This is a genomic window from Nocardioides sp. CPCC 206348 (assembly GCF_048654705.1).
Classification (GTDB): Bacteria; Actinomycetota; Actinomycetes; order Propionibacteriales; family Nocardioidaceae; genus Nocardioides.
Genome location: NZ_JBMCZA010000130.1, coordinates 36,123 through 48,039, shown reverse-complemented (window position 1 = coordinate 48,039; position 11,917 = coordinate 36,123). Strand labels below are relative to the sequence as shown.

The following is an 11,917-nucleotide window of genomic DNA, read 5'->3' as shown; positions in this document are numbered from 1 at the left end:
GCGCTCGCGCAGTCCTAGATGTCGTTGCCGATCTCGGCGTCGATCTCCTGCTCGTCGTCGCCGTCGTAGTGCAGGTACTTGATGCCGGCGTCGACGTCGCCGTCGAAGCCGAGGCGACCGCTCTCCAGGATCAGCACGCGGTCGCACATCTTCTGGACCGACGCCGCGGAGTGGCTGACGTAGAAGAGGGTGCGTCCGCTCGCGCGGATCTCGTTCATCTTCCGCACGCACTTCTGGCGGAACGGCTTGTCGCCGACCGCGAGGACCTCGTCGGCGAGGAAGATGTCGGAGTCGACGTGGATGGCGACGGCGAAGCCGAGCCGCGCCTTCTGGCCCGAGGAGTAGAACCCGACGGGGGCATCGAGGGTGCGGCCGAGACCGGCGAACTCGACGATGTCGTCGTACTTGCGTCGCAGCTCGCGCTCCCCCATGCCGAGGATGGCGGCATTGAGGACCAGGTTGTCGCGTCCGGAGAGCTGCTGGTGGAAGCCGGCACCGGTCGCGATCAGGCCGGCGATCCGGCCCCGCGTCAGCAGGGTGCCGTCGTCGGGGCGCATCACGCCGTTGATCATCTTCAGCAGCGTCGACTTGCCGGAGCCGTTGAGGCCCATCAGCCCGACGGCCTCACCCTGTTCGACGGTGAAGGAGACGTCCTCGATGGCGTTGAACTTCTCGCTGGTCTGGTGGCCGCGCGCCTTGGCGACGGTCACCTCGCGGAAGGTGCGGTGGTAGCGGAGGGTGAACGTCTTGGTGACGTTCTCCACGACGATCGAGGACACCATCACAGACGCTCCGGGATCTTGTTCTCAAGGCGGCTGAAGACGAGCTGTCCGATGACGAGGAACACCAGGCTGGCGCCCAGGACAGCGAAGCCGTACAGCATGAGGTGGTCCGGCATCAGCACCGAGTCCGATTCGGACTCGGTCGCCGTACCGACCCAGAACGCCCGCTGGAACAGCAGTACGGCGTCCGCGAGCGGGTTGAGCAGGAACAGTCCGGCATGCTCACCGAGCCGTTCCTGGACGTAGGACCACGGGAACATCATCGTGACCCCGTAGCGCACGAAGTGGTTGAAGACGTTGACGATGTTGCCGAAGTCGCGGAAGAAGACGTTGGCGGCGCTGAACAACAGGGCGCACGCGGTTCCGATGCACATGATGATGGCCAGGGCCAGCACCAGCGATGCCATGCCGACCGCATCGGGGGTCCACCCGGCGAGCAGGCAGGCGACCAGCAGGATCAGCATCTGCGGCAGCACGTGGTAGAAGGACACCAGCACGGCGGACACCGGGAACATCTCCCGTGGCATCGCCTGCTTCACCACCAGCGCCTTGTTGCGCACGATGGACTGGGTCCCCGACTGGAAGCTCTCCGTGAAGAAGTGGACGATGACCAGTCCGGCGAAGAGGTGGATCGCGTAGTTCGGGACGCTCTTGTGCGCGTTGAAGATGACACCGAACACGAACCAGTAGATGAAGAACTGCGTCATCGGGTTGATGTAGGACCACAGCATGCCCAGGAACGACCCCTGGTAACGCGCCCCGATCTCCCGCTTCACCAGCAGCCGCAGGAGGTAGCGGCGCTGGAAGACGGCGAGCAGGCCGTTGTCGGCCGACGGTGGCTTCAGCGGCAGGTCTGCGAAGGCCGGCCGTTCCTCGGTCTCAGACATCGGCGTCACCGTCGACCCACGGGGCAAAGGTCTTGTCCCACGCCTCCGGCGAGGTGATCTCACCGAGCGCAGCGCGATACTGCGCGGCCAGCGCCGGCCACTCCTTGCGGTAGCGGGCGTGCAGCTCGAGGGTGCGCTTCATCAGGTCCTTGAACTTGGCCTGGTCGCGGACGTACAGCGCGGCCGACGTGCCGTCGTTCATGGACACGATCGCGGAGTCGAAGGTCGCCATCCGGTACCACTTGGCGTCCATCGCTCGGATCTCCGCCTCGGGGAACTCCGCGGCGAGGCTGCGCGGCTTCTTGAGCTGGCGCAGCGGCGCGAGGCCCGCGGTGATCAGCTGGGCGCGACGGCTCGGCACCTCGGTGAGGTCCCTGCCCTTGCGCGGCGGCTTCTCGCGGCGCACCGGCGGGAAGTCGTCGTGGTCGGCGTGCAGCTGCGCGTCGGTGAACTGCTTACGGAAGGCGTTGACCTCCGGCAGCTTCGTCGCGAGCATCGCGTGCAGTCCCTGCGGGCCCGCCAGCACGTCCTCCATCGCCTGGATCCGGAGCTCGGCGGTGGAGTACTGCATCGACACGAGGTGCGCGATCTGGTGGTTGAGGCTCTCCCGGATCAGCCGGCCGCCCTTGGGGTACGTCGAGTGCAGCAGCGCGGCCACGAGCCGGTTGCGCAGGTGGAAGTACGCCTGCCAGTCGAGGGCGTCGTTCTTGTCGGTCCACGGCACGTGCCACACGGCCGCTCCGGGGAAGGTCACCGTGGGGTAGCCGGCGGCCTTGGCGCGCAGGCCGTACTCCGAGTCGTCCCACTTGATGAACAGGGGCAGCGACAGGCCGATCTCGGCGATCACCTGGCGCGGGATCAGGCACATGAACCAGCCGTTGAAGTCCACGTCGACCCGCTTGTGCAACCAGCGCGCGGAGCGCAGGTTGCGGGCGCCGAAGTCCCAGTCGTTGAAGCTGTCCAGCGGCGACATCCACCAGAAGCGCCACGGGTGGATGATCTCGCCGAAGCTGTGCAGCCGGCTCTTGGCGTAGAGGCTGAACATGTGGCCACCGACGATGGTGGGTCGACGGGCCAGGTCACCGAAGGTGACGGCGCGGATGATGCCCTCGGGCTCGCAGACGACGTCGTCGTCCATCATCATCGCGTACGTCGCCGTGCCCTTGCGCAACGACTCGGACTGGCCGCGGGCATACCCGCCGGAGCCGCCGAGGTTGCCCTGCTCGATGACCTTCAGCTTGCCGTCCAGGCCCTTCTCGGCCGCCGGGAACAGCTCGCTGTCGGCAACCTTCTGGGTGCCCTGCTCCATCACGAAGACAGTGTCGAGGTAGGGCATCAGCTCGGGCGTGCTCAGCTGGCCGAGCAGCTCGGCGCAGAAGTCGGGGCGGTTCATCGTCGTGATCGCGAGGTCGACGGTGCCGTGTGCAGCCCGGTCCACGGGGACCTCGGCCGTCCACTCGGCCGACTCGACCGTCACGTCACCGTGGCCGGCCACGACGTCGTACCAGTACCAGCCGCCGTCAACGAACGGGCCGAGCGAGAGGTGGAAGGTCAGCGTGTTGGAGTCGGCCTCGGTGAGGACGCTCTCGACCTTCTGCTGGCGCCCGTTGGCCATCGACTTGTTGACGATGACGGTGGCGCCCGCGCCCTTGACGTTGACCGTGAGGGTCACCGCCGAGACGATCGTCCACCGGCGCCAGTAGCTGGCCGGGAACGCGTTGAAGTAGGTGCCGAAGGAGAGCTTCTCCCCCGACGGGATCTGCACGGCGGTGCGGGAGAGCACCTGGTCCGGGCGGATCGTGCCGCTCGCGGTCTTCTGCCGGATCGAGGCGTTGTTCAGCTCCTTGGCCGCACGCGAGCCACCGACGACGTACTTGTCCTCGTCGAGGTTGGCCTCGTCGGGGTCGAGGTAGAGCGCGAGGACGTCGACGTCACCGTCGACCGGGAGGATCTGGCGCTGCAGCAGCCGGGTCTTCGTCGTACCTGTCGACTTGCTCACGCGTCCACCCCGCCACTCTTCAGCTCGGCACCGTCCGCGAAGTGCGGCTTGAGCTTGTTGTCGTACATCGACAGCGCCGAGGCGATGGCCATGTGCATGTCGAGGTACTTGTAGGTGCCGAGGCGACCGCCGAAGAGGACCATCGGCTCCTTCTCGGCGAGGTCGCGGTACTTGAGGAGCTTCGCGCGGTCCTCGGCCGTGTTGATCGGGTAGTACGGCTCGTCGTCGTCCTCGGCGAAGCGGCTGTACTCGTGGACGACGACGGACTTGCCGGGCAGGTAGGTGCGCTCCGGGTGGAGGTGCTTGAACTCCAGCACCCGGGTCCACGGGACGTCCTGGTCGTTGGCGTTGACGACGCCGGTGCCCTGGTAGTCATCGACGTCGACGACCTCGGACTCCAGGTCGACGGTGCGCCAGGACAGGCGCCCCTCGCAGTTGTCGAAGTACTCGTCGACCGGGCCGGTGTAGATGACCGGCACCTTGCCCTTGAACTCGTCCTGGACGTCGAACCAGTCGGTGTCGACGCGCACCTCGATGTTCGGGTGGTCCGCCATCCGGGTCAGCCACGCGGTGTAGCCGTCGACCGGGAGGCCCTCGAACTTGTCGTTGAAGTACCGGTTGTCGAAGTTGTAGCGGACCGGGAGGCGCGTGATGATGTCCGCGCTCAGCTCGGTCGGGTCGGTCTGCCACTGCTTGGCGGTGTAGCCCTTGATGAACGCCTCGTAGAGCGGGCGGCCGATCAGGCTGATCGCCTTCTCCTCGAGGTTCTTCGCGTCCGCGGTGGCGATCTCGCTGGACTGCTCGGCGATCAGCGCACGCGCCTCGTCGGGCGTGTGGCTCTTGCCGAAGAAGCTGTTGATGAGTGCCAGGTTCATCGGCAGGGAGTAGACCTGTCCCTGGTACTTGCCGAACACCTTGTGCTGGTAGTTCGTGAACGCGGTGAACCGGTTGACGTACTCCCAGACCCGTTCGTTGCTCGTGTGGAACAGGTGGGTTCCGTACTTGTGGACCTCGATGCCGGTCTCCGGCTCGAACTCGCTGTAGGCGTTTCCGCCGAGGTGGTAGCGGCGTTCGAGCACGAGGACCTTGAGGTCGAGCTCGGCTGCGCAGCGCTCGGCAATCGTCAGGCCGAAGAAGCCGGAGCCGACGACGACGAGGTCAGGGGTCGACGAAGTAGGAGACACGGTCGGTCAGTCTACGGACGTCGAGGGCACCTGCCGCATCCGACGCGCGTCGCGAAGCCCACGCGTGACGTTGCGCACCTCGGCGCGACCGCCGCGCAGGGGGCTGAGCAGGACCACCGCCAGCGCGATCAGCCACGGCTTGAGGCGGACCAGCGGGTTCTCGCCGTACCTCATGTGGACGGCGAAGAGGTTGCGGTACATGTAGTACCCCTTCCAGCCCGCGAGGTCGTGCTGCTGGTCGAAGTCCAGCTGCCGGACGAGCACGGCATCGCGAACCGCCCGGATCGGGAACCCGGCCCGCCGGGCCCGGATCGCGAAGTCCACGTCGTCGTAGAAGATGAAGTACGACGCGTCGGGCAGGCCGATCCTCTCGATCACCTCGCGGCGCACGAGGAAGCCCTCGAAGGCGACGTTCTCGACCTCGACCGTGGCCGGCATGGCCGCCCGGTCCGGGTACGACGAGTCGATGCTGGCCGTCTTCGGGCGGATCGCCAGCGGGTTGCGCAGGTCGAAGCGGATCGCGGCCTTCTCCACCAGGGCGCCGGCGCGGTCCTCGCGCACCGCGATCAGGCAGGAGCCGTCGACCTCGAGGAGGCGCGTGAGGCAGTCGGGGGCGGGGACCACGTCGTCGTCCATCAGCCACATCGCGTCGTGGCCGCGGTCGTAGGCGGTCTTCAGCCCGAGCCGGAAACCGCCCGCACCACCGAGGTTCTCGCTGGTGCGGATCGTGACGAGGCCGGGCAGCGTCGACGCGGCCAGCACGTCGGGCGTGTGGTCGGAGCTGAAGTTGTCGACGACGTAGACGGCGTCGGGAGCGCGATCGAGGGCGGCCAGGCCCGCGAGCATCTTCTCGAGGAGGTCGGCGCGGTTGTAGGTCACCACGACGACGGCCACCTTCTCGGTGGTTGAGGTGCGAGCGGAGCGAGCCTCGAAACTCACGTGAGGTACTTCCGGTGTCCGGAGAAGTCGCCGCGCAGGCCGGAAACTGCGGCGCGAGCGCTCAGCGGGATCCGCGCCGGTTGGCGACGGGTGAACAGGTAGAACCAGACCGTCTTGATCCAGAACAGCAGGACGTGCACCCACCCGCGGTAGGCCCGCAGGTTGAGGGTGTTGTTGCGCGCCATGCAGTAGTGCTTGAGGTCGCTCGGCGTGTGGTTGTACGTCGTCCTCCCGAACATCATCGGCGTGCCGAGGTCGTCGGTGGCCGGGTGATGGAAGTGCGCGTCGACGACGGTCGCGATCCGGGCACCCGCCCGTTCGGCGCGCCAGAGGTACTCGACGTCGTCGCCCCAGATGAAGAACTCCTCGCGCGGCAGCCCGATGCGCTCCACGAGGTCGCGCGTCACCAGCACCCCGTTGAACGGGATCACCACGCCGTCGATCAGTCCGTCGACCGCGGCGGCCTCGACCTCGGCCATCGCGTGCACGACCTTCGTGCCGCCGGGCAACCGGATCGGGAAGCAGAGGCGCGAGGGGTCGTGCTCGGCGAGCACCGCGGGACCGCAGAAGTCCAGCCCGTCGCGCTCGACCCGTTCGAGGAGCAGGTCGAGGCAGTCCGGGGCGGGCATCCCGTCGTCGTCCATCAGCCAGACCAGGTCGGCACCCTCGCGGACCGCCCACGCGAGCCCGTGGTGGAACCCGCCGGCGCCGCCCGTGTTCGTGGCCAGCGTCTCGAACTCGAACGAAGGTCCGGTGGTCGAGGTGCGAGCGGAGCGAGCCTCGAGACCCAGCCACTCCCCCGTCCCGTCGGTCGACGCGTTGTCGACCACGAGGATCCGCTCGAGCCCGGGAACCGCCTGCAGGCGCGGAATGAGTCGCTGCAGCATCGCCAACCGGTTGAAGGTCACGACGACCGCCTGCACACGCACGCGGGCCACCCTACTGTCCGGTTCGGATCATCCTGATTCGCCGCCCGGCCACCGTGAACCACCTCGTACCCGACGGACACTGACCGGTGCCCGTCGGGCGATCGCGGGTCCTGCACGACTAACGTTCCTCATGTGGACACCGACGCCGTACTGACCCTGCTCCAGGACGTCGCCGCCGAGGTGATCAATCCGCGGTTCCGCGCACTGGCCGATCACCAGGTCTCGGAGAAGAATCCCGGCGACCTCGTGACGATCGCCGACCACGAGTCGGAGGTGCTGATCACCGCAGCCCTGCTCGCGGCGTACCCGGACGCGGTCGTCCTCGGCGAGGAGGCGATGGCGGCGGACCCGTCCCTGCTCGACCGCTTCGCGCAGTCCGGGCACGGCTTCACCGTCGACCCGGTCGACGGCACCAAGAACTTCGTCAACGGCTCTCCCGACCACGCGGTGATGGTGTCGGAGGTACGGGCCGGCGAGATCACCCGCGCCTGGATCTGGCAGCCCCAGCACGAGCGGTCGTACGTCGCCGAGCGTGGCGCCGGCGCCTTCCTCAACGGCGAGCGCTTGAGCGTCACGACCGGCACCGGGGCGCCGTACCGCACCGCCCGGCGGTCCTGGGTGGGCCGCGACCTGGTCGGCCTCGGCACCCTCGAGCTCACCTGGGCGTGTTGCGGCGTGGACTACCCGCACCTGATGGCGGGCGACGCGGCTGCGCTCCTCTACAACCGGACCATGCCGTGGGACCACCTGCCCGGCGCGCTGATCCTGACCGAGGCCGGCGGCGTCATCGGTCGCCACGACGGTCAGCCGATCGTCCCGCTGGGACTCGACGGTGGCATCGTCGCGGCACCCGACCGGGCGACGCACGACGCCGTGGTCGCGACACTCGCAGCCTCGCTGGTCTGATCGGCCCAGCTCGCCTGCTCACCTCGCCTGCTCAGCAGGCAGCAGCGACGTCGTCGGTCTCGTTGGCGGTGTAGCCGTCATTGCGGGACCCGAGCGATCCGCCGTTGACCTTGCCGGTGCTCTTCTTCTTCGTCTTCGTCGCCTTGGGCTTCTTCTTGCCCTCGGCGCGGTCGATGGCGTTGTCCACCATCTTGTGGACCAGGTCGATGTCCGGGTGGGCGGTGTTGACCTGCGGCGGCACCAGGGACACCGTGGAGACGGCTTCCTTGCGCGCCCGCATGGCCAGCTGCACGAAGTCGCTCAGTGCGCCACCGGGGATGTCGGTGCTGATCATCGCGCTGGAGGCCTCGGCGATCTCCTGGAAGTTCGTCAACGCCTGCTTCGGGCTGATCTGGGTGAGCAGCGCCGTCATCACGCACTTCTGGCGCGCCATCCGCGAGTAGTCGTCGCTGCCCTCGCGGGAGCGGGCGTACCACAGGGCGTCGTGACCGTTGAGCTTGCGCGTGCCGGGTTCGATGTAGCCGGTGACGTCGCTGCCGAGGCCGCCGACCGGGATCCGCTGGCGCACGTTGAGGGTCACGCCGCCGAACGCGTTCACGAGGCGCTTGAACCCCTTCATGTTGACCATCACCCAGTAGTTGATCTCCAGGCCCGTGATGCCCTCGATGGCCATCTTGGTCGCCTCGATACCGGGGTGGTCGGAGTCGAAGAGGTCGGTGTGGTCCTCGGCCCAGGTGCTGACGCCGTTGAGGTAGCAGCCGTCGCAGTCGAAGCCCTTGGGGAACTGCTTGTCCATGACCGAGCCCTCCCGGAACGGGAAGTTCTGCATGTTCCTCGGCAGGCCGATCATCACGGTGCGCCCGGTCGTGGCATCGACCGACGCGACCGTCATCGAGTCCGGGCGCAGGCCCCAGCGGTCCGCGCCAGAGTCACCGCCGAGCAACAGCACGTTGAAGCGACCGTCGTTGGCAGCACCGAGGTCGCCGTCGACGAACTGGGTCAGGAAGTCGCGCTGCGCGGCAGCGAGGTGCGCACCGAACAGCAGCGTCCCGGCGACCGAGAAGCAGAGGATGCCGTTGACGCCGACGATCGCGCGGCGGTGCGGCAGGCGCAGGGTGAGGGGCTGGCCGATCCGCCAGGCGTCGATGAACAACCCTGCCCAGGCGACGGCGCCGACCAGCATGTAGAGGCGGGCGGCGAGCATCACGTCGGCGTTCAGCGCGAGCCTGAGGCCGAGGGACGGCTGCAGGGCGATGGCGATCCCGCCGACGACCAGCGTGCCGAGCGACAGCAGCCAGACGCGGATCGCGACCCGGCCGATGTCGCGGTTGCCCGCGACCAGCTGGGCCGAACCGGGCACGAGCAGGGTGAACGCCATCAGCGTCAGGGCCCGGCGGAAACGCACCCGCGCGGCCCGCTCGTCTACGGCGATCTGCGGCACCCGCCCAGTATCACCAGTCACAACCGTCCCACGGGTTGCGACGCGCCGCTGGGTCAGGCTGCGGGCACGGAGACGCCGCCCGGTTCGGCGAGCCGGGCGATCTCGTCCCCGGAGGCATTGGCGCCCGTGCACATCACGGCCACCGGTCCCCCGAACTGTCCGGGCCGCACGGTGCTGTGCGGGGACAGCAGGCCGGCCAGCGCAGCGGCCCCGGCGCCCTCGGCGAGGGTGTGCGCGCGCGTGGCGAGCAGGCGGGCCGCATCGTCGATGGCGTCGTCAGTGACCAGCACGAACTCGTCGAGCCGGTCGCGGAGGATCCGCTGCGGCAGCGGGTAACCCGTCGTCGTGGCCAGCCCCGAGGCCCGCGTCGTGGCCGGAGCAGTCTGGATCTCGCCCGAGCTCCACGAACGCCATCCTGCCGGTGCGGCCGCGGACTGGACCCCGACGACCCGGCACTCCGGGGCTAGGGCGTCGCGTGCCAGGCAGGCGCCGGAGGCTCCCGTGCCACTGCCGATGGGCACGAACACGGCCGCGAGGTCGGGCGCCTGGCCGAACAGCTCGAGGTACGCCGTCGCGTGGCCGAGCACGATCCGGCGATCGGTCGGACAGATGAACGACCCGCCGGTGGCCGCGGCGAGTGCCCGGGCCTCGGCGGCTGCCTCTCCGAGCGTGCTGCCGGCGACGACCACGTCCGCGCCCAGGGCCGCGACCGCGTCGCGCTTCACTGCGGGCGCGCTGGACGGCATCACGATCGTCGCGCGGACGCCGGCCAACCGGGCGCCGTACGCGACCGACTGGGCGTGGTTGCCCGTCGAGCACGTGACCAGGCCGTGGGCGCGCTCCGCAGCGGTCAGCGTGGAGGCGAGGTGGACACCACCGCGCACCTTGAAGGATCCGGTGGGCAGCACGTGCTCGTGTTTGACGAGTACGGCGGCGCCGACCGCGAGGTCGAGAAGCGGATGGGACTGCAGCGGAGTCGCCGGCAACTCGCGGGCGACGACGTCGGCCGCACGGCGCACGTCGTCGAAGGTCGGGTCCACGGCAGTCATGCCGTCATGGTCCCGCGCGACCCACCCATCGGTCCAATAGTTCCTTTCATGGATTTTAATCGATACTGTCGATCTGTAGGATCAGCGGATGATCGACCTGCGCCGCCTCGAAGCCCTCGTCGCCGTGCACCGGACCGGCTCGGTCTCGGCTGCCGCCGTCCAGCTGCACTACGGCCAGCCGACGATCTCCCACCACCTGCGGCGCCTCGAGGCGGAGACGGGCAGCGTGCTGCTGCAGCGCGTCGGTCGCGGGGTCCGACTCACCCCGGAGGGCGAGCGTCTCGCACTGCGTGGCGAGGAGATCCTCGGCATGCTGGCCCGCGCCGAGGAGGAGCTCGCGGCCACCACGAGCCTCCAGGCCGGTCGGGTCCGGCTGGCGGCCTTCCCCTCGGGTGCAGCCACCCTCGTCCCCGCGGCCCTCGCCCTGCTCGCCGGGCGCCACCCCGGCATCGACCTCGACCTGGTCGAGGCGGAACCGCCCGAGGCGCACGAGCTGCTCCGCGCCGGCACCGTCGACCTCGCACTGACCTTCACCTACCCCGGCCAGCCGGAACCGGACCAGATCACGTCCGTGCCCGTGTTCGAGGACCGGCTCTTCCTGGTCACCCGCCCGGCCGACGCCCCCGCGGCCGACCTGCCCGTCGACCTCGCGAACCTGGCCGACGACGCATGGATCACCGGGTGCGAGCGCTGCCGCCGCGAGCTGCTGGCGTTGTGCGACGACGCCGGGTTCACACCCGCGATCGCCTTTGCCAGCGACGACTACGTCGCGGTGCAGTCCCTCGTCGCGGCCGGCATGGGCGTCACCGTGCTGCCCGGACTCGCGTTGCGCGCCCACCAGCACCCTGACGTCGTACGACGTCCGCTGGCGGCGCAGCGCCGCGTCCAGCTGTCTTCGTACGGCGCCCCACCCCGACCCGCCGCCGTGGACGCGGTCGCGGCCGCGCTGACCGAGGTGGCCGAACCGCTCAGGGAATGAGGCGCGCGGCGTCGATCTCCAGGCGCTTGGCGAGGCGGTGGGCGCGGCGGATGCCGGCCTCGCGCATCCGGCGGTGGTCCTCGTCGCTCTCCGGCTCGAGGGCGGGCACCGGCCGTGCTGCTCCGGCACCGTCGATGGCGACGAAGACGAAATAGGCCGAGCCCACGTGGCGCCACTCGGTCGCGGCGTCCCACGGCTGGGTCTCGATCCGGACCCCGATCTCCATCGAGGACGAGCCCACCCAATTGATCTGCGCGAAGGTCCGCACGATGTCACCGACCCGGACCGGCTCCAGGAAGGCCATCTCGTCGAGCGCCGCGGTCACGGCCGGACCGCCACTGTGCCGCTGGGCGACGACCCCGGCCGCCGAGTCGGCGAGCTTCACCACCTCACCGCCGTGGATGTTGCCCAGCAGGTTGGCCTGGGCACGTGAGGTGACGGTCGCCAGCTCGATGCGGGAGTACGACGGCGTGCGTGCCGCAACGATTTCGCTCACGGCCTGACGGTAGCGTCCTTCTCATGGCAGGGCGTGGCAACCACAACGGCGACGACGGCGACGGGTCGAACGGCGACGGGTTCGACTGGATCTACGGCGCGCCCGGGTCCGGGTCCGGGTCCGGGTCGCAGCCGGGACGCGACGCAGACCCGACGCGACGGCTCCCCGTCCAGCCGCGCCCCGGGGTCTCCCCTCCACGGCAGACCAACCGGATGCCACCGATCGAGCAGTACGGCGCCACGCCGGAGCCGCCACGCAGCCCCCGGCCGAACTGGGCTCCGCGCCGCAGCCCGTGGTCGCGGCCGCGGACCTACGTCCGCCTGTTC

General features: G+C 69.2%; 12 protein-coding genes. 3 read left to right on the top strand and 9 right to left on the bottom strand.

All coding sequences use genetic code 11. The features are described 5' to 3' along the window. Positions 1-14: 14 nt before the first annotated feature. Genes ACOADB_RS07855 through ACOADB_RS07830 form a run of 6 tightly spaced genes read right to left on the bottom strand, consistent with a single transcriptional unit; the run spans position 15 to position 6,720 of the window. Positions 15-782 carry an ABC transporter ATP-binding protein gene (locus tag ACOADB_RS07855; protein ID WP_378597405.1) on the bottom strand — a complete coding sequence of 256 codons (768 nt, stop codon included), beginning with the start codon at positions 780-782 and terminating at the stop codon, positions 15-17. Beyond that, positions 782-1,669 (bottom strand): ABC transporter permease, encoded by an 888-nt coding sequence (locus ACOADB_RS07850; protein WP_378597404.1) that lies wholly within the window; start codon positions 1,667-1,669, stop codon positions 782-784. The genes ACOADB_RS07855 and ACOADB_RS07850 overlap by 1 nt, the downstream gene beginning before the upstream one ends. Beyond that, complete coding sequence (locus ACOADB_RS07845) at positions 1,662-3,668, bottom strand: glycosyltransferase (protein ID WP_378597403.1); 2,007 nt, start codon at positions 3,666-3,668, stop codon at positions 1,662-1,664. The genes ACOADB_RS07850 and ACOADB_RS07845 overlap by 8 nt, the downstream gene beginning before the upstream one ends. Next, a complete protein-coding gene (glf, locus tag ACOADB_RS07840) occupies positions 3,665-4,852 on the bottom strand; it encodes a UDP-galactopyranose mutase (protein ID WP_378597402.1) in 1,188 nt (395 codons plus the stop codon). The genes ACOADB_RS07845 and glf overlap by 4 nt, the downstream gene beginning before the upstream one ends. Before the next feature lie 6 nt (positions 4,853-4,858). Beyond that, positions 4,859-5,791: a glycosyltransferase family 2 protein gene (locus ACOADB_RS07835; protein ID WP_378597401.1), complete on the bottom strand. Its 933-nt coding sequence runs from the start codon at positions 5,789-5,791 to the stop codon at positions 4,859-4,861. After that, positions 5,788-6,720, bottom strand: coding sequence for a glycosyltransferase family 2 protein (locus ACOADB_RS07830; RefSeq protein WP_378597400.1), 933 nt, complete (start codon positions 6,718-6,720; stop codon positions 5,788-5,790). Before ACOADB_RS07830 ends, ACOADB_RS07835 begins: the two co-directional genes overlap by 4 nt. Before the next feature lie 132 nt (positions 6,721-6,852). On the opposite strand from ACOADB_RS07830, the gene ACOADB_RS07825 reads away from it, so the two are divergent. Then, positions 6,853-7,626, top strand: a complete 774-nt coding sequence (locus tag ACOADB_RS07825; protein ID WP_378597399.1) for an inositol monophosphatase family protein — start codon at positions 6,853-6,855, stop codon at positions 7,624-7,626. Positions 7,627-7,657: 31 nt separating this feature from the next. On the opposite strand, the gene ACOADB_RS07820 is transcribed toward ACOADB_RS07825, so the two are convergent. Next, positions 7,658-9,067: an LCP family protein gene (locus ACOADB_RS07820; protein ID WP_378597398.1), complete on the bottom strand. Its 1,410-nt coding sequence runs from the start codon at positions 9,065-9,067 to the stop codon at positions 7,658-7,660. A 53-nt stretch (positions 9,068-9,120) separates the two neighbouring features. Then, positions 9,121-10,116 carry a threonine ammonia-lyase gene (locus ACOADB_RS07815; protein ID WP_378597397.1) on the bottom strand — a complete coding sequence of 332 codons (996 nt, stop codon included), beginning with the start codon at positions 10,114-10,116 and terminating at the stop codon, positions 9,121-9,123. Between the two features lie 88 nt (positions 10,117-10,204). On the opposite strand from ACOADB_RS07815, the gene ACOADB_RS07810 reads away from it, so the two are divergent. Beyond that, a complete protein-coding gene (locus ACOADB_RS07810) occupies positions 10,205-11,095 on the top strand; it encodes a LysR family transcriptional regulator (RefSeq protein WP_378597396.1) in 891 nt (296 codons plus the stop codon). Here the strand turns inward: ACOADB_RS07810 and ACOADB_RS07805 are convergent. Beyond that, positions 11,085-11,591, bottom strand: coding sequence for an acyl-CoA thioesterase (locus tag ACOADB_RS07805; RefSeq protein WP_378597395.1), 507 nt, complete (start codon positions 11,589-11,591; stop codon positions 11,085-11,087). The genes ACOADB_RS07810 and ACOADB_RS07805 overlap by 11 nt on opposite strands. Before the next feature lie 23 nt (positions 11,592-11,614). Between ACOADB_RS07805 and ACOADB_RS07800 the strand changes: the two genes are divergently transcribed. Beyond that, a partial coding sequence (locus ACOADB_RS07800) for a hypothetical protein (RefSeq protein WP_378597394.1) occupies positions 11,615-11,917 on the top strand: 303 nt, incomplete at its 3' end.